Here is a 23,914-nt window from a genome sequence, read left to right on the forward strand (position 1 = left end):
CCGGAGCGGCAGAGCCGTCGAATGCGCCGAGCCGGTCGGCGGGACGGGGAGAATAAGGACGACCCCCGTCAGGGGGGAGGGACGGGGGTCGTCGAGAGTTCAGCTCCGGGGGGTCGAGCTGAACTCATCCGGGGCTCCCGGACTCCCTAACTGTAGCGCCCCGCGACCCCCACACGCGCCCCGTCCATTAGGAGGAACGTCGGACTCCGGTCGCACCCCCGGAAACTCCGCGTGCAGGGCATCGGAACCACGCGCACGCCTGACTCACCCCACCCGGGAACCCCGTTCGACACCCAGGGTGACTGATGCATTCGGCGGAACGTGCAGCCGTCCGGACACCCCCGGGGTTTCGTATGCTGTGCGGCGTGACAGCGCCCGCGAACCCTCCGGCCGCCACCGAGCCTCGGGCGGCAGCGTTCTTCGACCTGGACAAAACGGTCATCGCGAAATCGAGCACGCTCGCATTCAGCAGGCCGTTCTTCCAAGAAGGCCTCATCAACCGCAGGGCGGTGCTCAAAAGCGCCTACGCGCAATTCGTCTTCATGCTGGCCGGTGCCGACGCCGATCAGATGGACCGGATGCGCGCGCACATCACCTCGCTGTGCGCCGGATGGGACGTCGAACAGGTCAACGCCATCGTCGAGGAAACCCTCCACGACATCGTCGATCCGCTGGTCTACAAGGAAGCCACCCAGCTGATCACCGAGCACAAAGAGCAGGGCCACGACATTGTCGTGCTCTCCGCTTCCGGGCAAGAAGTCGTAGCTCCGATCGCCACCCTGCTCGGGGCGAACCATTCCGCCGGCACCCGGATGGTGGTCACCGACGGCAGGTACACGGGCGAAGTGGAGTTCTACTGCTCGGCGGAGAACAAGGCCGCGGCGGCCCGCGAACTCGCCGAGGCGCACGGCTACGACCTCACCGCCAGCCACGCCTACTCGGACTCGGTGACCGACCTGCCGCTGCTGGAGGCCGTCGGCCACCCGACCGCCGTCAACCCGGACCGCGGCCTGCGCAAGGAGGCCGCGCAGCGCGGCTGGCCGTCCCTCGCGTTCGAGCAGCCGATCTCGCTGCGCGCCCGATTCCCCACCCCGTCCCGCGCCGCGGTCACCGCCGCCGGGGTCGGCGTCGGAGCCGTCGCCGCCGCCGGTGCGGCCTGGTGGGGACTGCGGCGCTTCCGCCGAGGTCGCTGAGCAGCGGGAACAACACCCGAAACGACCACGGGCCAGGGATTGCCGCGGTCCGCGCCTAGGGCTACAAAGGAGGTGCGGACCCTGGCTCGGCCAGGGACGGTGCGGAGGAGAAGCACCGTCCACCCCGGACCGGGCTCCGTGCGTAGAGACGGAGCACCCACGCGCTGCCGCCACGTGAGGCCGGTCGTCGACGGGGTTGCGTACCGGGACGCCGGACGCCTAGCCCGGAAGTTACGACATTCGTGCACGCTTGGTAACCCGTCCACCACGCGAAAGGCGGCGCTCGCCGAGGCGGGCGCCGCCGTTCATGCGCCAGGCCCGGCGCGGACCCTCGCTCCGATGAGCTGATCAGGGATTTTCCCCGCCACCGCCGCCGAATGGCGTTGACCGGGCAAAGGCATGTGGGTAGCTTCCGGATTCCACCCGCGTTGTGGTGGACGACTTTCCGCCCTCGCCCGCCGACCCCGAACCGGCGCCCCGCCACGGGACTGTGGGCAACAGCCCCAGGAGGTCCCCCGTGGGCTCGAAGCAGTCCCGCCGGATCACGGCGGTCCTCGGCAGCGCGGTCGCCGTGCTCGCCGTCGGCGGCGGCCTGTCCGCCGCGGGCGCCCAGGAACCGGCCGCCCCCACCGTGCACAGCGAGGTGGACCCCTCCGTCAAGGCCAAGGTGCAGGCCATGACGCTGGAGCAGAAGGTCGGCCAGCTGTTCACCACCTACGCCTACGGGCGCTCCGCCGACTCCCCGCACCCGGAGAACAAGGCCGAGTTCGGCGTGGACACCCCGGCTCAAGTGGTGCAGCGCTACCACCTGGGCGGGCTGATCCACTTCAACTGGACCGACAGCCTCCACGACCCGGAGCAGATCGCGGAGCACTCCAACGGCGTGCAGCGGGCCGCGCTGTCCTCCGGGGCCGAGGTGCCGCTGCTGATCTCCACCGATCAGGAGCAGGGCCAGGTGACCCGGATCGGGGAGCCCGCGACGCAGCTGCCCGGCAACATGGCGCTGGGCGCGGGCCGCAGTCCGCAGGACGCCGCGGCGTCCGCCCGGATCACCGGTGAGGAACTGCGCGCGATGGGGCTGAACCAGGACTTCGCGCCGAGCGGGGACGTGAACGTGAACCCGGCGAACCCGGTGATCGGGGTGCGCTCCTTCTCGTCCGATCCGGCGCTGGCCGCGCAGCTGTCGGCGGCGGCGGTGCGCGGCTACCAGGAACCGGGCGCGGAAGGCGTCTCCGCGGCGATCAAGCACTTCCCCGGCCACGGCGACACGAACCAGGACAGCCACACCTCGTTGCCGGTCATCGAGCACACCCGCGAGCAGTGGGAGCAGCTCGACGCGCCCCCGTTCCGCGAGGCGATCGCCGCGGGCGCCGACGTCGTGATGAGCGGGCACATCGTGGTGCCGAAGCTGGACGACTCGGGTGAGCCCTCGACGCTGTCGCCGACGGTGCTCACCGGGATGCTGCGGGACGAGCTGGGCTTCCGGGGCGTGATCTCCACCGATTCGCTGCAGATGGACGGGGTGCGCCAGCAGCACTCGGACGCGGAGATCCCGGTGCTGGCGCTGCAGGCGGGCGCCGATCAGCTGCTGATGCCGCAGAACCTGCCGGTGGCGATCGACGGCGTGCTGGGCGCGGTGCGCTCGGGCGCGTTGACCGAGGACCGCATCGACGCCAGCGTCGAGCGGATCTTGGAGATGAAGCGGGTGCGCGGCGTGCTCGACGCGCCGTTCGTCGACCCGGCGAAGGTGGACGAACTCGTCGGCAGCGCCGAGCACCGCGAACAGGCGCAGCGGATCACCGACCGCACGACGACGGTGCTGCGCAATGACGCGAACGAGCTGCCGCTGCGGGATCCGGGCCGAGTGCTGGTCACCGGCGCGGGGGACGAGGCGACCAAGTCGCTCGCCGAGCGGATCGGGGCGCGCGGGCCGCGGACGACCGCGCTGCCCACCGGCATGGCGCCGACGCCCGAGCAGATCGCGCAGGCCGTGGACGCGGCCAAGGGCCACGACACCGCCGTGGTGCTCACCAACGCGGCGTGGAACGAGGACAACGCACCGCAACGCGTGCTGGTGCGCGAGTTGCAGGCCTCCGGCGTGCGGGTGATCGCGGTCCCGGTGCGGGACCCGTACGACGCCGCCTACGTGGAGTCGGTGCCGACCTGGGTGGCGACGTACTCGGACAAGCCGGTGGCGATGGAGTCGCTGGCGCGGGTGCTGCTCGGCGAGATCGGCCCCACCGGGAGGCTGCCGGTGCCGGTGCCCGATCCGGACGCCCCCGGGACGGAGCGCTTCCCGTTCGGCCACGGATTGAGCTGGTGACCCGATGCCGCTGAACAGGCGGGGATTCCTGACGACGACCGCGCTGACCGCCCCGCTGCTGGGTGCGGGCACCGCGTGCGCGGCGGCGCCGGACGATCCGGCGACCGGGCCGGTGCGCACGGGCGCGGACGTGCTGGCCGCGGAGGGCTGGCAGCGGCTGGCCGGACGCAGGCTCGGGGTCGTCACCAACCCCACCGGGGTGCTGGCGTCGCTGGAGCACGTGGTGGACGCGATGCACGGCACCGAGGGGGTGGACATCGCGGCGGTGTTCGGCCCCGAGCACGGTTTCCGGGGAACGTCGCAGGCCGGCGGTTCGGAGGGCGACGTCACCGATCCGCGCACCGGCATCCCGGTGTACGACGCGTACGGCGCGGACGTGGCGACGCTGGCGGGCATGTTCCGCAAGGCCGGGGTGCAGCGGGTCGTGTTCGACATCGCCGACGTCGGCGCCCGCTTCTACACCTACATCTGGACGATGTACGAGGCGATGCGGGCGGCCTCCCAGGTCGGCGCGGAGTTCGTGGTGCTGGACCGGCCGAACCCGATCGGCGGGCACCAGGTGGCGGGCCCGGTCCTGGACCCGCGGTTCGCCTCCGGGGTGGGACTGCTGCCGATCGCGCAGCAGCACGGCATGACGATCGGCGAGCTGGCGAAGATGTTCGACGCCCAGTTCCTCGACGCACCGCTGGGCGACCGGTTGCAGGTGGTGCGGGTCGAGGGCTGGCGCGGTCGCGGCGCGCAGCCCGCGGTGCCGTGGGTGCCGCCGAGCCCGAACATGCCGACGCCGGACACCGCGATGGTGTACCCGGGAACCGGGTTGTTCGAGGGCACGGTGCTGTCCGAAGGCCGGGGCACGACGCGCCCCTTCGAGATCATCGGCGCTCCCGGCATCGACTGGCGGTGGGCCGAGGAGTTGAACGCCGCCGGGCTGGAGGGCGTTCGGTTCCGCGAGACCTACTTCGTACCGACGTTCTCCAAGCACGCGGAGGCGACCTGCGGCGGTGTGCAGCTGTACCGGCACGGCGAGCTCGACGCGGTGCGGGTCGCGATCACCATGCTGGTCTCGGTGAAGCGGCTGTACCCGCAGGTGTTCGGCTGGCGCCCGGACGGCATGTTCGACAAGTTGGCCGGTACCGACCGGGTTCGCACCATGATCGACGCGGGCGCGGGCGTGGACGAGATCGTCGGCTCGTGGAACGCCGAGCTGGCCGGGTTCCGCCGGTCGCGGACACGGTATTCGCTGTACCGGTGACGTTCGAGGGGTGAGGTCGTGATGCGCAGAACGCTGTCGGCGCTGGTCTTGGCATCGGTCGCCGCGGCCACCGCGAGTCCCGCGTGCGCTTCGGCACCGGAGGGCCCGGGAGGCCGGTTCGACCGCCCGCAGGAGGGCTTCGCGTCCTCGGACACCGTGCTGCGGCCCGGTTCCGCGCAGGAGGCGGGTCTCGACGCGAGGCCGATCGACGCGGCCATGCGGCGCATCGCGGCGTGGACGGAGGTGACTCCGGGGCGGCAGCACCCGATGTACGCGGGAGCGGTCGCGCTGCTGGCGCACGACGGCGTGGTGGTCCGCCAGGACGCGTTCGGCCGGGAGATCCGCTACGCCGACGGCCGGGGCACCGAACTGCCGCCGCAGCAGCAGGAGCCGATGCGCCCGGACACGATCTTCGACGTCGCCTCGATCACGAAGCTGTTCACCTCGATCGCCGCGTTGCAGCAGGTCGAGGACGGCGGGGTGGAGCTGGACGCACCGGTCGCACGGTACCTGCCGGAGTTCGGCGTCAACGGCAAGGAAGCGATCACCGTGCGCCAGCTGCTCACGCACACCTCCGGTCTGCAGGCCGAGGTGCAGCTGTGGAAGCTGCCGCCGCACGAGCGGATTCCGCACGTCATGAACCTGACGCCGCAGCACCCGCCGGGGTCGGGGTACGAGTACTCCGACCCGAACATGATCACGCTGGGCTTGCTGGTGGCGCGCGTGGCGGGTGAGCCGCTCGACGAGGTGGTGCGCCACCGCATCACCGAACCGCTGGGCATGGTCGACACGGGGTACAACCCGCCCGCGGACAAGCGGGACCGCATCGCGGCCACCGAGTTCCAGGCGGACCCGCCGCGCGGCATGGTCCGCGGCCAGGTGCACGACGAGAACGCGTGGTCGCTGGGCGGTGTCGCCGGGGAGGCGGGGATCTTCTCCACCGCGCACGACCTGGCGATCCTGGGGCAGGCGCTGCTCAACGGCGGCACCTACGGCGAGGCCGAGGTGCTCGACGAGGACTCGGTGGATCGGATGCTCACCGACTTCAACGGCGGTTTCCCCGGCAACTCGCACGGCTTGGGGTTCGAGCTGGACCAGCGCTGGTACATGGCCGGGCTCAGCAGTCCCCGGACCGCGGGGCACACGGGCTACACCGGGACGTCGCTGGTGCTGGACCCGCTGTCGCGTTCGGTGGTGGTGCTGCTGACGAACCGGGTGCACCCGTCGCGCGAGTGGGGTTCGAACAACGAGGCCCGGCAGGCGCTCGCGCAGGGCATGGCGGAGTCGCTGGCGGTGCGCCCGACGCGCGGTTCGCGGGAGTGGGCGGCTCCGGCGGCGGCGCCGGCGACGTTGACGACGCGCGAGCTGGGGCCGGTCGCCGGTCCCGCGGAGGTGACCTTCGATTCGTTCGTGGACACCCAGCGGGACGGCGACGGGGTCGACGCGCTCACCGTCGAGTCCAGCGCGGACGGCGGCAGGTCGTGGCGCCGCGTGCCGGTGACGGCGGCGGGCGCGGGCGCGCCGGACGGCCCGCAGCAGGAGTTGGCGGGGTCCGGGCACCGCGCGTGGTGGCAGGTGCGCGGCACGGTGGACGCGCAGCCGGGGCAGCGGGTGCAGCTGCGCTGGCGCTACTCCCCGGACGACCAGTACGTCGGGCGCGGAGTGCTGCTGGACGGCATCTCCGTCGCCGACCAGCGGCGCACGCTGCTCGACGGCGAGCGCGAACCCGGTGGGCTCGTCGCCCAGGGCTGGCGGCAGGTGGACCGCTGACGACTTCTTCCCGAACGGGGGAACCGCGCCGCGACGCGGAATAGCCGTCGCGAGCGCGGTGTCGTTCCTGGTGTTCGCAGTCGAGCGTCGGGAGGCAGTGCCATGTCCGTGATTCCCCGGGAACTGGAAGAGATCCTCGGCAAGCGCGCCTTCGCGCACGTCGCCACGCTCGGTCCGCGCGGCGAGCCGCAGTCCAGCCCGGTGTGGATCGACTGGGACGGCACGTACCTGAAGTTCAGCCAGACCACGGCCCGGCAGAAGTTCCGGAACCTGCAACGGGATCCGCGCATCGCGCTGTCCGCGCACGACCCGGACGACCCGTACCGCTACGTCGAGATCCGCGGCCGGGTCGTCGGCGCGGAACCGGATCCGGAGAACGCGTTCATCAACAAGATGGCGAAGAAGTACACCGGCGAGGACGTCTACCAGTGGGGACAGCCCGGGGATGAGCGCGTGGTCGTGCTGGTCGAACCGGAGCACGTGCCGGGCTGACGGTCAGTTGGATTCCGGACTGGGCAGGTGCGGGCCGAGGTAGCCGATGTGGACGGCGGCGGTGGGGCCGCGGGTGTCGTCGAAGTAGTGCAGCCGGGGAGCCACCCCGCCGCTGCGGTCGATCTTGACGTGGGCGCCGAAGAACGCGTGACCGGAGGCGTCTACCTCGGGCGGCACCGGGAAGGTGCGGGCGTTGCGGAACCGCGGAGTGTTGACCACCATCTCGGTCTCCCCCGAGGCGACGGAGGTCGCGCTGATCCCCCGCTCGCCCCCGTGCACCCGCACGTAGTGCGCGAAGCCGCGCAGGTCGAGACGGCCGTGGTCGGTGGCGGCGGCCCGGTCGCGCGCGTAGGAGTCCAGCAGGACCAGCACGTTCCAGGTGCGCCGCAACCACTGCGCGCTGCGGCGGTGTCCGTCCAGTTCGGACGGTTCGACCTGGGGGCCGACGCGCAGCGCGGGCAGGTCGCGGCGGACGGCGGTGAGCAGATCGGCGAAGTCCGCGGGGTCGGGTGCTCCGCTCGGCGGGGCGTCGCCGGGGTCCCCGTCCTCGACGGAACTCCCGCCGTCGCTGGAAGTTCCGCCCGCACCGGGGTCCTCGTCCGCGACGCGTTCCCGCTCGGCGATCCGGTGGCGCAGCCGGAGCAGCTCGTCCTCGACGTCGTCCAGCTCGGCCGCGTACAGCTCCGCCTCCAGTTCGGCGTCGCGCGCCGCCCGCCACGCCGCCGGGACCGAACCGGACCGCAACGCCTCGTCCGCCTCGTCGCGTTCCCGGCGCAACCGGACCGCCAGCTCCGCCAGCCGCCGCCGGGAACGCTGTGCGCGCTGCTCCCGCCCCCGCAGCCGTTGCGCGCGGGCACGCCGTTCGGCGAGCGCTTCGGCGGCGGAATCCGCCTGGTCGCGGGCGACGTCCTCCTGCTCGGCGGCGGCGCTGAGCCGGTTGCGCAGCACCCGCGCACCGCCGTCGTCCGCGGCGGGCAGCCAGTGCAGCATCCCGCCGCGGGCGTCCGCGGTGACGCGCCGGTCGTGCATCGGATCGAACAGCAGCGCCTGCCACGCCTCACCGGTCATGCGGATGGCGCCGCCCGCGCGCCACGTGCTCACCCGCAGCACCGCGTCCACCAGCTTCCGCCAGTCACCGGGCCGGGCGAACCGGTCCTGCGGGATCACCGGATCCGGTTCGTGCGCCACCCACCACGGCGGCAGGTACAGGCGAGCGGCGCGGGCCGGGATGCGGCGGTCCGCGGGCAGCAAGGCGTTCACCCGGTCGCGGACGGAATCGTCGGCGGGCAGCAGCCCGCACAGTCCGCGGGTGGCGTTGCGGAAGCGCACCAGCTCCGAGGGCAGCGACCGGCCGAAGTCGTCGTTGTAGACGAGCACCGGCGAGTCCCGCATGCCCTCGGCGAACGTGTGCACCAGGAACTCGACGTCGTCCAAGCCCACCAGCGGGTTCTGCTCGGTCAGCGAGTACACCCCGCGTGAATCCCGCAGCCCGCCTTCGAGCAGGCCCAGCTTCTGCACCGGGGTGACCTGGTCCCTGATCGACCAGGGCCGGGCGGCCTCCGCGTACACCCAGAACGCGTTCCCGCCGTCCGCGCCGCGGGACACCACGAGCGACGCGCGCACCGCGGCGGAGCCCTGCCCCCAGCTCACCCGCCAGCGCCGCGGCAGGTCACCGCCGGGTTCGCGACCCGCGTCGATCAGCCGCAGCTCCCCGGATTCGTGCGACCGGACGAGCCACCGCTCGGCGTCGCGCAGCGAAGCGTCGGCGTGCCCCGCCGCGCAGAACGCGGTGCGGCGCAGCGGTGCCGGACCACCGGCGTCCCCGTTCACGGCGCACCGGCCGCGAGTTCGGGTCCGACGTGGCCGACGTGCACCACGCCGGTGGGCCCGGCGGTGTCGTCCAGGTAGTGCAGCACGCACCGCGGATCACCGGCGTGGTCCAGCCGCGCGAACTCGGGGAACGGCGCCCACCCGGACGGATCGACTTCGGACGGCACCCGGAAGGTGACGGCGGCGTGCTCGACCGGCGACGGCACCCCCGGCGCGATCCCTTCGGCGCGCAACCGCTCGGCGAGCGAAGGGCCGGGTGCGGCGGCGTGCGCGGCGAGCAGGTCGAGCACCTGCCGGCACCGCCGCGCCCGCGCGTCGTCGAGGCGCTCGATCTCCGCGCCGACCCCCGGGCCGAAGCGCACCCCGGCGGGTTCCACCGGCCGGATCGGCTCGGGCACCGCGGCGCGGCCGAGCGCGGTGTGCGACCGATCCTCCGCGCCCCGCAACCGTTCCAGCTCCTGCTCCCGGTCGGCCAGCCGCCGCGCAGCGGCCCGCGCCGAGCGCACCGCCGCGTCCTGCCTGCCGCGAGCGACGCCGAGGGAGGTGCCCGCGAGCCGTTCTCGCGCGACGTCGCGTTCGGCGCGCAGCCGCAGTGCGGCGCTCGCCAGCCTGCGCCGGGACCGCTCCAGCCCGGCGAGCCTGGCGGTGGCCTGGTCGATCTCCGCGTTCAGCCCGCTCACCGCGTCCGCGCGCCGGGCCGCGGCCTCCTTCGATTCCGCTTGCCGCGCACCGGCTCCCTGGATGCGCTGGCGCAGGTCGGACTTGTCCGCGCCACCGGCGACCGCGAACCACCGCTCCCCCGGCCCGGCCGGGGTGTCGGCGACCCGCTCGTCGTGCCAGGCGGTGGTGAACAGCATCGACCACAGTTCGGCGTCCGCCGTGCCGGTCTCCCTGCGCCGCGACACCCGCAGCGCGAGGTCGACCGCCTCCGGCCACGCCCCGGCGCCTTCGGCGTCCACTTCGGACATCCGGGGGTCGTCGCGCTCGGCGGACCAGGCGCTCGGGAGGAACAACCTGCCGCCACGCCACGGGATCCGCAGCCGCTCCGGCAGTTCCGCGGCGAGCCGCCGCGCCACGGCGTCGCCGATGAACACCATCGACGCGCAGCCCATCGTCGCCTTCCGGAACTCCGCCGACCGGCGCGGCACCACCAGCGGGCTCCCCGGTTCCCGGTCGACGTGGCGCACCAGCACCGCCGTCTCCCCGCGCCGATCCCGCGTGGCCGCGAGCAATCCCGCCACGTCCTCCGGGTCGTCGCGCAGCGTGGAACCGGTGACGGCGAGACCGCTGCGCGGATCGGCCAGCGGGAACCGCGCCAGACCTGCCCGGATCAGCGGCGACGGCACGCCGTGCCCCCATCCGGCGGGACAGCGGGCGGCGAACCACAACCGCACCTGCTCGTCCCGCGCGAGCAGCACCAGCACCGCCGAGACCGGGTCGCCGTCGCGCTGCCACGTCATCCGGTGGCGCAGCGGGGTCGCCGGGTCCGCGGGGTCCAGCGCACCGCGGTCGTAGAGCCGCAGGGCACCGGCCTCGTGCTGCTGGAGCAGGAACTCGGCGTGCTCGGCGACGGACGTCGAGACCGACCCGGTCGCGCAGAACAACTCGGAGCCGAGGTCCGCTGGCCCGCTCATGTCACCCCGCTTCGCACCGTCGGCGCCTCTGCGCAGGGTAGCGAATCCGCGGTGCAACCCGGCGGGCGCCGAACACCGTCCCCCCGATGACAGGGCTCCACGCACCCAAACCGGCAAGATCCCGAACATCACGGAGATACCCGCATTGACCTGCGCAGATCGACGTTAGTAAGTTTCCCACATGGCCATTGACGACGCCCCCGCCGAAGCCGGTGCGACCAGCCCCCTGGTCCGCATCCGCTCCCTGCTCCCCGGTCTGGCCAAAGCCGAGCAGCGGGTGGCCAACATCGTGCTGTCCGCGCCCGCCTCCATCGCGCGGCGCAGCATCACCGACGTGGCCGAGGCCGCCGGCACCAGCGAGACCACCGTGACCCGGTTCTGCAAGGCCATCGGCGTCGGCGGCTACCCGGACCTGCGCATCGCCCTCGCCGCCGACACCGCGCGCACCTCCAGCCGGGACCGCGACCTGGGCGGTGACATCGAGCCGGACGACCGGCTGGACCAGATCATCGACAAGGTCGCCTACGCCGACGCGAAAGCGGTGGAGGAGACCGCGGGCCAGCTCGACGCGGACGCCCTGTCCGCGGTGGTCGACGCCGTCGCGCAGGCCCGCCGCATCGACGTCTACGGCGTCGGCGCCAGCGCCTTCGTCGCCCTCGACCTGCAGCAGAAGCTGCACCGCATCGGCTTGACCTGCTTCGCCTGGTCGGACACGCACGCGGCGTTGACCTCGGCGGCGCTGCTGCGCGACGGCGACGTGGCGCTCGGCATCTCGCACACCGGCGCCACCACCGAGACCATCGAGGCGCTGCGCGAAGCGGGCCACCGCGGCGCGGTCACGGCGGCGCTCACCAACTTCAGCCGCTCCCCCATCACCGAGATCGCCGACCACGTGCTCACCACGGCGGTGCGCGAGACGACCTACCGTTCCGGGGCGATGGCCAGCCGCATCGGCCAGCTCACCGTGATCGACTGCCTGTTCATCGGCGTGGCGCAACGACGGATCGACGACACGAAGGCAGCGCTGGAAGTCACCTACGAGGCGGTCGGCGCGCACCGGCTCGGTGCCCGCCCCGATCGCCGCAGGCACAAGGAGGACGGTCGATGAGCCGCAACACACCGGCGGACGAGCCCGCCGTGCGAGTGAACGCGCCGACGGAGCGCACCAACGACCGGACCAGGGACATCGACCTGCTGCCGACGCTGGACATCCTGCAGGTGCTCAACGCCGAGGACCGCACCGTGCCGGAGGCCGTGGGCCGGGCGCTGCCCGAACTGGCGCGGGCGGTGGACATGGCCGTCACCGCGCTGCGCGGCGGCGGGCGGGTGCACTACGTCGGCGCGGGCACCTCGGGGCGGCTCGCGGTGCTCGACGCGGCGGAGCTCATCCCCACCTACAACGTGCCCGCGGACTGGGTCGTGGCGCACCAGGCCGGTGGCAGCGGCGCGTTCCAGAAGCCGGTGGAGAACGCCGAGGACGACACCGAATCGGGCGCGGCGGCGATGCGCTCGGCGGTGACGAGCTCGGACTTCGTGCTCGGGCTGACCGCGTCCGGCCGCACGCCGTACGTGCTGGGCGCGTTGCGCGCGGCCCGCGAGATCGGGGCGGGCACGGCGTTGATGTCGGCCAATCCCGAATCGGCCGCCGACGCCCCCGCCGACCTGGCGATCGCGGTGGACACCGGCCCCGAACCCATCGCGGGATCCACCCGGATGAAGGCGGGCACCGCGCAGAAACTGGTGCTCACGTCGTTCTCCACGGCCGTGATGGTCCGGATGGGACGTACCTACTCCAACCTGATGGTCAGCCTGCTCGCGACGAACGCGAAGCTGCGCGGACGCACCGTGGGCATCCTGCGGGAGGCCACGAACGCCTCCGAGGACGACTGCGCGGACGCGCTCGGCGCCGCGGGCGGCGACCTCAAGACCGCGCTGGTGCACCTGCTCACCGGCGCCGACGTGGAACGCGCCGCCGCCGCCCTCGCGGTCTCCGACGGCCAGGTCCGCGAAGCCCTCCGCTCCCTGTCCGGCTGAAGATCCAGCGTGGGTCAGGACATTCCGGTGGCGACGTGGCTGAAGGCTTCGAGCAGGCGGTCCCAGAAGCGCTCGGTGTCGAGGACCGTCGCCACCTCGGCGTTGTGCCGCGCGGCCGGGGCGGCGAAGTCCGTGACGGTCATGCCCGAGGTGAACCGGCCGTGGATCTCCACGTCGACCCGCGCGGGCACCGTGGTGAACAGGCCCGGATCGAGCGCGTAGGCGACCGCGCAGGCGTCGTGCACCGCCGGTCCGTGCTCCCGGTAGTGCGGGTGCCGCCCGTAGAAGTCCAAGATCGGTGAGAGCAGCTCCGACTCCAACCGGCCCAGCACGGCGAACCGGTCGCGCACGTCGGCGGTGGCGCGGGCCTGGGCGGTCAGGTCGAGGCCGATCATCGTGGTGCGCCAGCCCGCGTCGAACACGACCGCGGCGGCCTCGGGGTCGGCGAGGACGTTGAACTCCGCGGCCGGGGTGCGGTTGCCGCGCGTGTACGAGCCGCCCATGATCACGAACTCGCGCGCCCACTCGACTATCCGGGGTTCCTTGCGCACCGCCAGCGCGATGTTCGTCAGCGGCCCCACCGCGAGCAGGCTGATCTGCCCGGGCGCGGCGGCCAGCTCGTCGATGAGGAAGTCGACCGCGTGCCGGTCGACCACCGGGGTCGCGGCGGCGGGCAGCACGACGCCGCCGAGCCCGTTGCCGCCGTGCACCTGGTCGGCGAGCACGCCCTCCCGCACCAGCGGCCGGTCGGCGCCCGCCGCGATCGGCACGTCCATGCCGTAGAACTCGGCGAGGCACCGCGCGTTGTTCGTGGTGTGCGCCAGGCCCACGTTGCCCGCGACGGTGGTGAGCCCGACGAGTTCGAGCTCCGGGCGGCCGTGCGCGAACGCGATGGCCAGCGCGTCGTCGATACCCGGATCGCAGTCGATCAGGACTTTCTTGGGCACGTCCGCTCCTCGGCGTTTCCAGCACGATGCGCGCGGCGCAGCTCCCGGCTGCGCCGCCGCTGACGACACGACGATCGGGGAAGCGCCCTGCGCGGGCTCCTCGCACCGACCTCGGATCAGGCTTCGACGGCGTCGGCGATGGACTTCGCCTCGCGCGCGCCGGTCTCCAGCGCCGTGCAGCAGTGCACGATCCACCGCGCGACCCCGTCGGGTTCGCCGGTGGCGAACGCCGCCGCCGCGGCCTCGTAGTCGGCCTGCCGCCGGAAGTACGCGACCTCCGGGACGACCAGGCCCTTCGGGTCGAGTCCGCTGCCGATCACGCTGAGCCGCGCGGCGGCCCGCGCCACGATGCCGTCGACCTCGCCGAACGGGGCCAGCGCGAGCAGCTCTCCGTGCACGACGGCCGCCTGCACGGGGCCCGGCACGACGCCTTGGGATTTGCCGCCCGCGTCCGCGACCACCTGGGAGAGCAGGTCGAGCCTGCCCGACACGGCCTCGTCGGCCCGCGGCCTGCCCAGCCGCTCCGGGTCACCGGGGAGGTCCGCGGCGGCCAGCACGTGCAGCCGCGCCAGCGCCTGCAGCGGCGCGCGCTGCCAGGTGGGCAGCAACGGCCCCAGCGCCTCCGCCACGCGCAGCGCGCCCGCCAGCAGCGGGTCGCTGACCTCGCCGCTGTCCGGGATCTCGGTGGCGCCACCGGCGACGGCGGCCGAGGCGCGCGCGGCTCGCACCGAGGCCTCGGCGCTGGTCGCGGGCCAGCCGCGGCGGTTCGCCGGGTGCCGGTGGATCTCGTCGATCGCCGTCCGCGCGGCGGCGACCGCGTCGGTGACACCGGGCAGCTCCAGCAGCGGGAGCAACGACTCTTGGGCACTCACGGGGCTGGACGCTACCTGCCGGTCGGTGCGGCGAGCGGACAACCCGTGTTCGGACGGCGCTCGACCCCTCGTCACGGCGGGTCGCCCGATCGTTTGGCAACTCGATTGCAACGTTTTCGGCTTGAGACTGACTCCCTGGTGCGGGGCTCGGGGGAACACCTCCTCCGGCCGAATTGGTCCACACCGATTTTTCCGGCTCTGTCGGAGTGAGCCCCATCGCATTACGGTCTAGAAGACATCAGCCGTCCGCCAGCAGGGAGGTTCCCCGCAATGAGCCAGCCCGACGGGCCGAGCAAGACCCTGGACAACCTGCTCACCGAGAGCAGGACGTTCCCGCCGCCGGCGGAGTTCGCCGCATCGGCCAACGCAACGTCGGAGATGTACGACAGGGCGGCGGCCGACCGGGAGGGGTTCTGGGCCGACCAAGCCGAACACCTGCACTGGGACACCAAGTGGGAGCAGGTCCTCGACTGGTCCGACGCGCCGTTCGCGAAGTGGTTCGTCGGCGGCAAGCTCAACGTCGCCTACAACTGCGTGGACCGCCACGTCGACGACGGCAACGGCGACCGGGTCGCGATCCACTGGGAAGGCGAGCCCGGCGACAGCCGCGAGATCACCTACGCCGAGCTGCAGCGCGAAGTCAGCCGCACCGCGAACGCGCTCGCCTCGCTCGGCGTCGGCGCCGGCGACCGCGTCGCCATCTACCTGCCGATGCTGCCCGAAGCCGTGTTCTCGATGCTCGCCTGCGCGCGCCTCGGCGCGCTGCACAGCGTCGTGTTCGGCGGCTTCTCCTCGGAAGCGCTGCGCGCCCGGATCAACGACGCCGAGGCGAAGGTCGTCATCACCTGCGACGGCCAGTACCGCCGCGGCAAGGCCGCGCCGCTGAAGGCCAACGTCGACGAGGCCGTGCAGCACACCCCGAGCGTCGAGCACGTGCTCGTGGTCAAGCGCACCGCCACCGACGTGCAGTGGAACGAGCGGGACAAGTGGTGGCACGACGTCGTCGAGCCGCAGTCCGACCAGCACACCCCGGAGGTGTTCGACTCCGAGCACCCGCTGTTCATCCTCTACACCTCCGGCACCACCGGGAGCCCGAAGGGCATCCTGCACACCTCCGGCGGCTACCTCACCCAGGCCGCCTACACGCACCGCAACGTCTTCGACCTGAAGCCGGAGTCGGACGTGTACTGGTGCACCGCCGACATCGGCTGGGTCACCGGGCACACCTACATCGTGTACGGGCCGCTGGCCAACGGGTCGTCGCAGGTCATCTACGAGGGAACGCCGAACAGCCCGCACGAGGGCAGGCACTGGGAGATCGTGCAGAAGTACGGCGTGACGCTGTACTACACGGCGCCGACGACGATCCGCACGTTCATGAAGTGGGGCGCGGAGATCCCGGCGAAGTACGACCTGTCCTCGCTGCGCGTGCTCGGCTCCGTCGGCGAACCGATCAACCCCGAGGCCTGGATCTGGTACCGGGACAACATCGGCGGCGGCAAGGCCCCGATCGTGGACACCTGGTGGCAGACCGAGACCGGGGCGATCATGATCTCGCCGCTGCCCGGCGTCACCGCGACCAAGCCCGGTTCGGCGCAGGTCGCGCTGCCGGGCATCTCCGCGAAGGTCGTCGACGAGACCGGTGAGGACGTCGGCCCCGGCGGGGGCGGACTGCTGGTCCTGGACAAGCCGTGGCCGGCGATGCTGCGCGGCATCTGGGGCGACGATCAGCGCTTCAAGGACACCTACTGGTCGAAGTTCGCCGACCTCGGGTACTACTTCGCCGGTGACGGCGCGAAGTACGACGAGGACGGCGACGTGTGGCTGCTGGGCCGGGTGGACGACGTCATGAACGTCTCCGGGCACCGCATCTCCACCACCGAGGTCGAATCGGCGCTGGTGTCGCACCCGACGGTCGCGGAGGCCGCGGTCGTCGGCGCGAGCGACCCGACCACCGGGCAGGGCATCGTCGCGTTCGTGATCCTGCGCGGCAACGCCGCCGACGGCTCGGGCGGGGAGGCGGCGCTGAAGGCGCTGCGCGACCACGTGTCGCACGAGATCGGCCCGATCGCGAAGCCGCGGCAGATCATGGTCGTGCAGGAGCTGCCGAAGACGCGCTCCGGCAAGATCATGCGCAGGCTGCTGCGGGACGTCGCGGAGAACCGCGAGGTCGGCGACGTCTCGACGCTGGCGGACTCCTCGGTCATGGACCTCATCTCGAAGGGCCTGAACAAGTCCTCCGACGAGTGACATCGCACCGCGCTGAGAAGGCCCGGTCCCCTGCGCGGGACCGGGCCTTCCTCGCGCGTGTCGCCGCCTCCCCGTGAAGCATCGAGATGTTCGACACGGCGGTGGGCCGCGCCGTGGCTGTTAGGGTCGCTCGCAGGGTGTGCCGGGAAGTCTGGTCGGCGAGGCGTCAACGTGCTCGCGACCGGAAGGCTTACCGATGACCGAACCCGAATCCGAATCCGCCCCCGACGGCGCGCGCTCCAAGGTCTTCGACTTCGCCGAGTACCTGCGCACCGAAACCGTCGGCGGCATGGTCCTGCTGGTCGCGACGGCCCTCGCGCTGATCGCGGCGAACTCCCCGGTCAGCGGCCTCTACGAAGGCGTGCGGGACTTCTCCGTCGGACCGCACGCGCTGCACCTCGACCTCACCGTCGGCGAATGGGTCAAGGACGGGCTGCTGGCGATCTTCTTCTTCGTCGCCGGGCTGGAGCTCAAGCGGGAACTCGTCGTCGGGGAACTCGCTGACCGCAAGACCGCGACGCTGCCCGTGCTGGCCGCGTTCGGCGGCATGGTCGTGCCCGCCGCGATGGCCTTCGCCATCGGGTACGGCGCCCCGGGCGCCGGCCAGGCGTGGGCGATCCCGGTGGCGACCGACATCGCGTTCGCGCTGGGCGTGCTGTCGCTGACCGGATCGGGGATGCCGACCGCGGCACGGGTGTTCCTGCTCAGCCTCGCCGTCGTCGACGACCTCGGCGCCATCATCGTCATCGCCGTGCTGTTCACCGACGGGCTGAGCGTGCTCGCGCTGCTCGCGGCGGTCGTGCTCTGCGCCGCCTACTGGTTCGCGCAGCGCAAGCGGATCACCACCCCGTACCTCTACCTGCCGCTGGCGCTGGCCACCTGGGTCGCGGTGCACAGCAGCGGCATCCACGCCACCATCGCCGGGGTCGCGCTCGGGCTGCTGACCAGGGTGCGGACCGATCCGGACGAGACCGCCTCGCCGTCGATGCGGCTCGAACACCGGCTGCAGCCCTGGTCGGCCGGGCTGATCGTGCCGGTGTTCGCGTTCTTCGCCGCCGGGGTGCCGGTGAACGGCGAAGCGCTCGGCGCGCTGTTCCACGACCGCATCCCGATCGCCGTGATGGCCGGGTTGTTCTTCGGCAAGTTCCTCGGCATCTTCGGCACCTCCTACCTGGCGGTGAAGCTCGGGCTCGGTTCGCGGCCCGCCGGAGTCACCTGGCGGGACCTGTCGGCGCTGGCGATGCTCGGCGGCGTCGGCTTCACCGTGAGCCTGCTCATCGCCGAGCTGTCACTGGCCGGGGACGCGGCCGAGCGGGCCAAGACGGCGGTGCTCATCGCCTCCGCGCTCGCCTCGCTCGTCGCCTCCGCGATGCTGCTGCGGCGCGGTCGGCGGGCCGCCCGTGAGCGGAACTGAGCGGTCTCGGAGATCACTCACCGATAACACCCGAGGAGTCTCACTCGGTCACCGTTCGGGGGGCGTGGCACGATGGCGGGCGTGAACAGCGCCCAGAAGAACCAGCAAGGCAGCAGCGACGGCGCAGCCTGGTCGGCCGTCACGTCCCTCCCGCTGTCCGAAGAGGGCACTGGCGCGGGCAGCGAGCAGTCGATCGGCGCCCTCGTGCGCGACGCGACCGCGCACCTGTCGACGCTGGTCCGCGCGGAGATCGAACTGGCGAAGGCCGAAGTCACCGGTGAGGTCAAGAAGGGCGTCAAAGGCAGCGTCTTCTTCGTCCTCGCGCTGGCCGTGCTCGGCTTCAGCATGTTCTTCCTCTTCTTCACGCTCGCCGAAGGCCTCAACGCGCTCGGCATCTGGCGCTGGGCCTCCTTCGGGATCGTGTTCCTGCTGATGCTGCTCGTGGCCGGTCTGTTCGGACTGCTCGGCTACCTGCGAGTGCGCAAGATCCGAGCGCCGAAGCGCACCATCGCGACGCTCAAGGACACCAAGCAGCTCACCAAGCGCCGCGGGCAGGACTCGGCCCACGAGGCCATCACGAGCTAGCGCGAACCGGGACGTCCCGCGCGGACGTCGAAGGGATCGACGCCAAGGCCAGGTGCACCCGGTGCGAACCGGGTCCCTGGCCTTTCACGCGTCCGCGGCGCGGAGTTCCGCGGCGAACGCCTCAGCCGGTGCACTCGCCGGTGGGGACCGGCGTCGTCAGCGACGAGGCCTCCGCGACCTCGTCGGACACCTCGTCCGCGGTCAGCGCGAAACCCGTCTCCGGGTCGTCCACGGCGGCGCCGAACACGACGCCCACCACATCGCCCTCCGGGTCGATCAGCGGACCGCCCGAGTTCCCGCTCTGCACCTTGCCGCGCACCGTGTAGACGTCCCGCACCACGGTGTTCGCGTCGTAGATGTCCGGGCCGCGCAGGTTGATGCGCTGGCGCAACCGGCCCGCGGACGCCGTGTACGGGCCGTCCAGCGGGTAGCCAAGCGCGATCACGCTGGCGCCGGGCGGCACCTCCGCCCGGTCCAGCGGCATCGCGTCCGCGTCCAGGTCCGGTACCGCCAGCACCGCCAGGTCGGTCGCCGGATCGAACATCACCACGTCCGCGGAGAACTCACCGCGGCCCACCTCGATCGCCACCCGATCCGTGCCGGCCACCACGTGGGCGTTCGTCATCACCCGGTTCGGGGCCACGACGAAGCCGGTGCCCTCCAGCGCCCGCGCGCACGAGGCCGCGCGGCCCCGCACCTTCACCACGCTCGTCTGGGCGTTGCGCACCACGTCACTGGCGGCCAGCGCCTGGTCCGGCGGGTCGATCGCGGCCACCGGAGTCTTCGAGAACGGCTCCAGCGCGTCCGGGAACCCGCTCACGCCGAGCATCCGGCGCAGGTCGTCCGGCAACGACTTCACCGCCGGGGGCATGACCGAGTCCACCTGGCTGAGCACCTGCGACCGGGTGATCGCCGACGCCAGTCCCGGCATCGCCGTGGCCGAGGTGAACGGCAGCGCCACCAGCCAGGCGACCACGAACACGGCCACGCACTGCAGCACCGCACCCAGCACGTTGTCCACGCCGGTCAACTTCGGCGAGGTGATCCGGTCCCGCAGCTCCCGGCCCGCCCACATGCCGAAGGTCTCGCCGAACGCCACCAGCAGCACGACGATGCCCACGCCGAAACCGATCCGGGCCGGTTGGCTGTCCAAGCGCTCCAGCAGCAGCGGCGCCACCCGCAGCCCCACGATCGCGCCGACGAACACCCCGAGGAACGAGAACAACGCGGTGACCAGGCCGTTGCGCGCACCGGACACGGCGGCCAGCAGCGCCAGCGCCACCACCAGCAGATCGACCCAGTTCACCGAACACCCTTCCTCCGCGTCCCGCCCCCTACCGGCACGACCCGATCAGCTCACCATCACCGGTCGAAGCCGACGTCGGCAGCCTCCTCCGCGGCCCGCCACGCCTCGTCCAACTCCAGCATCTCGGCACCCTCCCAGCTCTCGGACCAGCCCCCGAGGTCGAGCACGCCGGACAGCAACGCGCCGGTGAACCCCCAGACCAGCATCCCCGGCACGAGGAAGGCGGGCCCCCGCCGCCCGTCCCGCAGCCCCACCAGGACCCGGTTCGCCGGATCCGCGAGCCACGACAGCGGCACCCGCGCCACCGCTCGAGTCTCCCCGAGGTCGACCGGGGCCACCGGAGACGGTTCCCGCCAATGCGCGAGCACCGGTGTCACCCGGAAACCGCTGTGCGGCACGTGCAGCTCCGGCAGCGTCGCCAGCGGCCGGATTCCCTCGGGCAGCACGCCGACCTCTTCCTGCGCCTCGCGCAGGGCCGCGTCGACCGGGCCCGCGTCGGTGTCGTCGATCGAACCGCCCGGGAAGGCGACCTGGCCGGGGTGCGAGCTGAGCCCGTCCGCGCGGCGCAGCAGCAGCACGTCCGGGCCGTCCGCGTGCTCGCCGAACAGGATCAGGACCGCCGCCGGGCGGGCGCTGCGCGGCGGCCGGAGCCGCGGCCAGCCGAAGTGCCCCTGGTCGATGTCGACGCTGCGCCGGACCAGCGGGCGCAGCCACTCCGGCGCGTCCGCTCCGTCGACCACGCGGTCCGTCACGACCGGCCTCCCAAGGTGCGGCGGACGGCGGCGTCCACCGCGTCCGCGGACTCGAACACCTCCGGCGGATCGATCCGCCGGACCTCACCGCCCGCGGTGATCACGAAGCTCGCGGGCAGCACGTTCGGCACCCGCAGCGCCGACCGCACCGACCCGTCCGCGTCGTGCACGGCGGGGAACCGCGCACCGAGGTCGCGCAGCAGCTCCAGGCCGCCCGCCTCGTCGCTCTGCACCTGCACGCCCAGCACCGGGATCGAGCCGGGGCGTTCGGCGTAGGACTGCAGCGCGGGCAGCTCGGTGCGGCACGGGCCGCACCAGGTCGCCCACACGTTGACCAGCGCGGGCCGTCCCGCTAGGGCGGCGCCGACGTCCACCGGACGGCCGTCGGCGAGGCAGGTGCCGGTCGTCCCGGCCAGCTCCGCGGGACCGCCGGGCCGCGGCGGCGGGCAGAGTTCGAGCCCGGCGCGCAGCGCCGGATCGACCGGCGGCGCCGCGCGCTGCTCCGACCCCGGCGGGCTCCCGGCCTGCCCGCCGCCGTCGCCGGACCCGCCCGGCCACAGGGCGACCACGGCCAGGCCCGCCAGCACCAGCACGACGACCGTCCACTGGATCTCGCGGCGGAACTCGCGCAGACCCCGCCACCGGCTCACGCGTCCGGCTCCTTCGCCGCGGCCTGCTCGACGGTCTTCTCGTCCAGCTCGTCGGCGACCCCGGCCAGCTCCAGCAGCCGCGGCGCCTCCGGGCCGCGGACCAGCTTCGCCGCGGCCTGCGGCTCCTCGGGGCCCGCGCCGAACGCCGGGCAGTCCTTCGCCAGCAGGCACGCGCCGCACGCCGGCTTGCGCGCGTGGCACACGCGGCGCCCGTGGAAGATCACGTAGTGCGAGAGCATCGTCCACTCCTTGCGGGGGATCAGCTCGCCGATCGCGTGCTCGACCTTGACCGGGTCCTCCTCCGCCGTCCAGCCCCAGCGGCGCACCAACCGGCCGAAGTGCGTGTCGACCGTGATGCCGGGGACGTCGAAGGCGTTGCCGAGGATCACGTTGGCGGTCTTGCGGCCGATGCCCGGCAGCTTCACCAGGTCCGCCAGTCGCGGCGGCACCTGCCCGTCATGCTTTTCCACGAGCGCGGCGCCCAAGCCCATCAGGGAGTTCGCCTTGTTCCGGTAGAAGCCGGTGGAGCGGATCAGCTCCTCCAGCTCGGTCCGGTCGGCGCCCGCGTAGTCGGCGGCCTCCGGGTAGCGCGCGAACAGGGCGGGGGTGACCTGGTTGACCCGCTTGTCCGTGCACTGCGCGGACAGGATGGTGGCCACGGCCAGTTGCAGCGGGTCACCGAAGTCGAGCTCGCAGTGCGCGTCCGGATAGGCTTCGGCGAGGGTGCGGACCATGCGCCGCGCCCGCCGGACGAGCCCGGTGCGCGTCTGCTCGCGGGACGTGGCGCGACGGGCCGCGGGCTTCGCCCGAGCGGGTGCAGCGGAGCGCCCCTGCGCCTCCCCGCCGGTCGTCTTCGCTGGTCGCGAACGCGAAGAGCCAGCGGAACCCGTCTCGGCGGCGGCGGATCGGGTGGGCGCCGACCGGCCCGCCGAGGGCTGATGTGAGGATGATCGACCAGGCTGAGAACTGTCGTGGGCTGGCTCCGGCACTCCACCAGAGTACGGACCACGGCGACACCCGAACCCGACCCCATCGACGGGCAACCCACCCCCGGTTGCGTCCGTCTCGAAGGCATGAGCGAGGATTCAAGCATCATGACTGCCTGGTTCGTTATCGTCGTTCCGCTAGTGATCATGTTCTTCACGCTCTTCATGGAGCGCGTGGAGGCACGCCTGCGGCACGTCGCGGTGCAAGAGAACGAGGTTGAAGAGCTGCTGGAGAACGCCCGGCCGGACGAGGTCCGGGCGCTGTTCCGGCAGGGAATTGGACGTGCGCTGGAGCTGTTCCAGCTACGCAGGGTGGGACGCGCCGGCAAGCTGCGAACTCGCCGTTCCCGCGACCAGTCTTAAACTCAACTGGTAGTGATCGGCGGCACAGTCCGGCGCCCGTGCACGCGGGTGCCGCTTCGAACGAGCCGCCGCGTCTCAACATGGAGGGACGAGGTGGACGAGACTCTTTCCCGCGCCGGAATCTTCCAGGGCGTGGAACCGGCCGCAGCGGAGGCGCTGACCCAATCGCTGGAACCGTCCGAGTTCCCGCGTGGACACGTGATCTTCGCCGAGGGCGAGCCGGGCGACCGGCTGTACATCATCCAGAACGGCAAGGTCAAGCTCGGGCGCAAGTCCCCGGACGGCCGCGAGAACCTGCTGGCGATCATGGGGCCGTCGGACATGTTCGGCGAGCTGTCCATCTTCGACCCGGGCCCGCGCACGTCGACGGCCACCACGGTGACCGAGGTGCGCGCGCTGACCATGGACCGCAGCGCGCTGCGGCAGTGGATCGGCACCCGCCCGGAGATCGCCGAGCAGCTGCTGCGGGTCGTCGCGCGCAGGCTGCGCCGGACCAACGGCATGCTCGCCGACCTGATCTTCACCGACGTTCCCGGTCGCGTCGCCAAGGCGCTGCTGCAGCTCGCGCAGCGCTTCGGCAGCCAGGAAGCGGGCTTGCTGCGGGTCACCCACGACCTCACGCAGGAAGAGATCGCGCAGTACGTCGGCGCCTCGCGGGAGACCGTGAACAAGGCGCTGGCCGACTTCGCGCACCGCGGCTGGCTGCGGCTGGAAGGCAAGAGCGTGCTGATCCTCGATCCCGAGCGGTTGGCCCGCCGCGCACGCTGAGCCGCCGCACGGCTCGCGCGTCGGCCGGTCACCGACCGGTTCGCCGTAACGCGCGTCGCCTGATGGGTTCGCCTGAGTTCGAACCCCTCAGTCGGCGCGCGTTTTCGCGTGTCCACGTCCGGTTTCCCACAGGAGGCCCTCCACGGCCGCCACGCACGCGTGGGCGGCCCGTAAGCCCGCTCCCGCCGCGCGGGCCGCGCAGCGGGCGGCTCAGCGCCCCACGTCCCCTCCGAGCCCGCCGCGGAGGCGGTGCGTCGAGCCGCGGATGCAAGCGACCGGCGTCGGACACGCCGAGTGACCACTCATGTAGGGGACGTTGTACCCGGTTTCCGCGGTGCGGCCCGGGGGCACACTGGTGTCACGAGGAACGACGGCGATCGGGAATAAATTCACCGGGCTCGTGCAACCCGACCTGAGATCGCAACGTCTTACCTAGAGAAGGACTCGAAGTCCAGCGGCCTCGCTCCCCTGGCGGGAGCCTCCCCAGCGGGGA

At 72.5% G+C, this 23,914-nt stretch carries 20 protein-coding genes; 12 read left to right on the forward strand and 8 right to left on the reverse strand.

The genetic code is table 11. The features are described 5' to 3' along the window. Positions 1 to 353 precede the first annotated feature (353 nt). From ACWD38_RS13065 to ACWD38_RS13085, 5 genes are all read left to right on the forward strand, one after another. Positions 354 to 1,193, forward strand: a complete 840-nt coding sequence (locus tag ACWD38_RS13065) for an HAD-IB family hydrolase (protein ID WP_184483586.1) — start codon at positions 354 to 356, stop codon at positions 1,191 to 1,193. Between the two features lie 517 nt (positions 1,194 to 1,710). Continuing rightward, the gene (locus ACWD38_RS13070) at positions 1,711 to 3,516 is read left to right on the forward strand and encodes a glycoside hydrolase family 3 protein (RefSeq protein WP_450124114.1); all 1,806 of its coding nucleotides are present in this window, start codon (positions 1,711 to 1,713) and stop codon (positions 3,514 to 3,516) included. A 4-nt stretch (positions 3,517 to 3,520) separates the two neighbouring features. Continuing rightward, entirely contained in the window at positions 3,521 to 4,768 is a 1,248-nt protein-coding gene (locus ACWD38_RS13075; RefSeq protein WP_184483588.1) for an exo-beta-N-acetylmuramidase NamZ family protein, read from the forward strand. 21 nt (positions 4,769 to 4,789) lie between these two features. Next, positions 4,790 to 6,538 (forward strand): serine hydrolase domain-containing protein, encoded by a 1,749-nt coding sequence (locus tag ACWD38_RS13080; protein ID WP_450124115.1) that lies wholly within the window; start codon positions 4,790 to 4,792, stop codon positions 6,536 to 6,538. A gap of 102 nt (positions 6,539 to 6,640) precedes the next feature. Beyond that, entirely contained in the window at positions 6,641 to 7,030 is a 390-nt protein-coding gene (locus ACWD38_RS13085; RefSeq protein ID WP_450124116.1) for a PPOX class F420-dependent oxidoreductase, read from the forward strand. A gap of 3 nt (positions 7,031 to 7,033) precedes the next feature. Here ACWD38_RS13085 and ACWD38_RS13090 read toward each other — a convergent pair whose 3' ends face one another. Continuing rightward, positions 7,034 to 8,860: a hypothetical protein gene (locus ACWD38_RS13090; protein WP_450124117.1), complete on the reverse strand. Its 1,827-nt coding sequence runs from the start codon at positions 8,858 to 8,860 to the stop codon at positions 7,034 to 7,036. Further along, the gene (locus ACWD38_RS13095; protein ID WP_450124118.1) at positions 8,857 to 10,494 is read right to left on the reverse strand and encodes a hypothetical protein; all 1,638 of its coding nucleotides are present in this window, start codon (positions 10,492 to 10,494) and stop codon (positions 8,857 to 8,859) included. Before ACWD38_RS13095 ends, ACWD38_RS13090 begins: the two co-directional genes overlap by 4 nt. Before the next feature lie 181 nt (positions 10,495 to 10,675). On the opposite strand from ACWD38_RS13095, the gene ACWD38_RS13100 reads away from it, so the two are divergent. Both ACWD38_RS13100 and murQ read left to right on the forward strand, forming a co-directional pair. Next, positions 10,676 to 11,602, forward strand: a complete 927-nt coding sequence (locus ACWD38_RS13100; protein WP_184483598.1) for a MurR/RpiR family transcriptional regulator — start codon at positions 10,676 to 10,678, stop codon at positions 11,600 to 11,602. Continuing rightward, the gene (gene murQ, locus ACWD38_RS13105; protein WP_184483600.1) at positions 11,599 to 12,528 is read left to right on the forward strand and encodes an N-acetylmuramic acid 6-phosphate etherase; all 930 of its coding nucleotides are present in this window, start codon (positions 11,599 to 11,601) and stop codon (positions 12,526 to 12,528) included. Before ACWD38_RS13100 ends, murQ begins: the two co-directional genes overlap by 4 nt. Before the next feature lie 14 nt (positions 12,529 to 12,542). Here murQ and ACWD38_RS13110 read toward each other — a convergent pair whose 3' ends face one another. Both ACWD38_RS13110 and ACWD38_RS13115 read right to left on the reverse strand, forming a co-directional pair. After that, positions 12,543 to 13,475, reverse strand: a complete 933-nt coding sequence (locus ACWD38_RS13110) for a nucleoside hydrolase (protein ID WP_184483602.1) — start codon at positions 13,473 to 13,475, stop codon at positions 12,543 to 12,545. A gap of 116 nt (positions 13,476 to 13,591) precedes the next feature. Beyond that, positions 13,592 to 14,347, reverse strand: coding sequence for a Fic family protein (locus ACWD38_RS13115; RefSeq protein WP_184483604.1), 756 nt, complete (start codon positions 14,345 to 14,347; stop codon positions 13,592 to 13,594). Between the two features lie 270 nt (positions 14,348 to 14,617). On the opposite strand from ACWD38_RS13115, the gene acs reads away from it, so the two are divergent. The 3 genes from acs (at position 14,618) to ACWD38_RS13130 (ending at position 18,596) form a co-directional block, all read left to right on the forward strand. Then, on the forward strand, positions 14,618 to 16,597 hold the full coding sequence (gene acs, locus ACWD38_RS13120; RefSeq protein WP_184483606.1) for an acetate--CoA ligase: 1,980 nt from the start codon (positions 14,618 to 14,620) through the stop codon (positions 16,595 to 16,597). Positions 16,598 to 16,793: 196 nt separating this feature from the next. After that, the gene (gene nhaA / locus ACWD38_RS13125) at positions 16,794 to 18,011 is read left to right on the forward strand and encodes a Na+/H+ antiporter NhaA (protein ID WP_184483608.1); all 1,218 of its coding nucleotides are present in this window, start codon (positions 16,794 to 16,796) and stop codon (positions 18,009 to 18,011) included. 72 nt (positions 18,012 to 18,083) lie between these two features. After that, the gene (locus ACWD38_RS13130; RefSeq protein WP_184483610.1) at positions 18,084 to 18,596 is read left to right on the forward strand and encodes a phage holin family protein; all 513 of its coding nucleotides are present in this window, start codon (positions 18,084 to 18,086) and stop codon (positions 18,594 to 18,596) included. Between the two features lie 121 nt (positions 18,597 to 18,717). On the opposite strand, the gene ACWD38_RS13135 is transcribed toward ACWD38_RS13130, so the two are convergent. From ACWD38_RS13135 to nth, 4 genes are read right to left on the reverse strand one after another with little or no spacing between them, the layout of a single operon-like run. Continuing rightward, positions 18,718 to 19,902: a MarP family serine protease gene (locus ACWD38_RS13135; protein ID WP_184483612.1), complete on the reverse strand. Its 1,185-nt coding sequence runs from the start codon at positions 19,900 to 19,902 to the stop codon at positions 18,718 to 18,720. Between the two features lie 56 nt (positions 19,903 to 19,958). After that, positions 19,959 to 20,654 carry an NUDIX domain-containing protein gene (locus tag ACWD38_RS13140; RefSeq protein ID WP_184483614.1) on the reverse strand — a complete coding sequence of 232 codons (696 nt, stop codon included), beginning with the start codon at positions 20,652 to 20,654 and terminating at the stop codon, positions 19,959 to 19,961. Further along, complete coding sequence (locus ACWD38_RS13145) at positions 20,651 to 21,304, reverse strand: TlpA family protein disulfide reductase (protein WP_450124119.1); 654 nt, start codon at positions 21,302 to 21,304, stop codon at positions 20,651 to 20,653. The genes ACWD38_RS13140 and ACWD38_RS13145 overlap by 4 nt, the downstream gene beginning before the upstream one ends. Continuing rightward, positions 21,301 to 22,038 (reverse strand): endonuclease III, encoded by a 738-nt coding sequence (nth, locus tag ACWD38_RS13150; RefSeq protein ID WP_184483616.1) that lies wholly within the window; start codon positions 22,036 to 22,038, stop codon positions 21,301 to 21,303. Before nth ends, ACWD38_RS13145 begins: the two co-directional genes overlap by 4 nt. Positions 22,039 to 22,398: 360 nt before the next feature. Between nth and ACWD38_RS13155 the strand changes: the two genes are divergently transcribed. Beyond that, on the forward strand, positions 22,399 to 22,653 hold the full coding sequence (locus tag ACWD38_RS13155) for a hypothetical protein (RefSeq protein WP_029621632.1): 255 nt from the start codon (positions 22,399 to 22,401) through the stop codon (positions 22,651 to 22,653). A 93-nt stretch (positions 22,654 to 22,746) separates the two neighbouring features. Then, on the forward strand, positions 22,747 to 23,421 hold the full coding sequence (locus ACWD38_RS13160) for a Crp/Fnr family transcriptional regulator (RefSeq protein WP_184483618.1): 675 nt from the start codon (positions 22,747 to 22,749) through the stop codon (positions 23,419 to 23,421). Positions 23,422 to 23,914 lie beyond the last annotated feature (493 nt).

The organism is Saccharopolyspora sp. NPDC002578, assembly GCF_053592695.1.

What these genes read in the sequence shown, in the direction of transcription:
- ACWD38_RS13065 (WP_184483586.1), top strand. Translation starts at nt 354, where the DNA reads ATGCTGTGCGGCGTGACAGCGCCCGCGAACCCTCCGGCCGCCACCGAG.
- ACWD38_RS13075 (WP_184483588.1), top strand. Translation starts at nt 3,521, where the DNA reads ATGCCGCTGAACAGGCGGGGATTCCTGACGACGACCGCGCTGACCGCC.
- ACWD38_RS13080 (WP_450124115.1), top strand. Translation starts at nt 4,790, where the DNA reads ATGCGCAGAACGCTGTCGGCGCTGGTCTTGGCATCGGTCGCCGCGGCC.
- ACWD38_RS13085 (WP_450124116.1), top strand. Translation starts at nt 6,641, where the DNA reads ATGTCCGTGATTCCCCGGGAACTGGAAGAGATCCTCGGCAAGCGCGCC.
- ACWD38_RS13095 (WP_450124118.1), bottom strand. Translation starts at nt 10,494, where the DNA reads ATGAGCGGGCCAGCGGACCTCGGCTCCGAGTTGTTCTGCGCGACCGGG.
- ACWD38_RS13100 (WP_184483598.1), top strand. Translation starts at nt 10,676, where the DNA reads ATGGCCATTGACGACGCCCCCGCCGAAGCCGGTGCGACCAGCCCCCTG.
- murQ (WP_184483600.1), top strand. Translation starts at nt 11,599, where the DNA reads ATGAGCCGCAACACACCGGCGGACGAGCCCGCCGTGCGAGTGAACGCG.
- acs (WP_184483606.1), top strand. Translation starts at nt 14,618, where the DNA reads ATGAGCCAGCCCGACGGGCCGAGCAAGACCCTGGACAACCTGCTCACC.
- nhaA (WP_184483608.1), top strand. Translation starts at nt 16,794, where the DNA reads ATGACCGAACCCGAATCCGAATCCGCCCCCGACGGCGCGCGCTCCAAG.
- ACWD38_RS13130 (WP_184483610.1), top strand. Translation starts at nt 18,084, where the DNA reads ATGGCGGGCGTGAACAGCGCCCAGAAGAACCAGCAAGGCAGCAGCGAC.
- nth (WP_184483616.1), bottom strand. Translation starts at nt 22,038, where the DNA reads ATGGTCCGCACCCTCGCCGAAGCCTATCCGGACGCGCACTGCGAGCTC.
- ACWD38_RS13155 (WP_029621632.1), top strand. Translation starts at nt 22,399, where the DNA reads ATGACTGCCTGGTTCGTTATCGTCGTTCCGCTAGTGATCATGTTCTTC.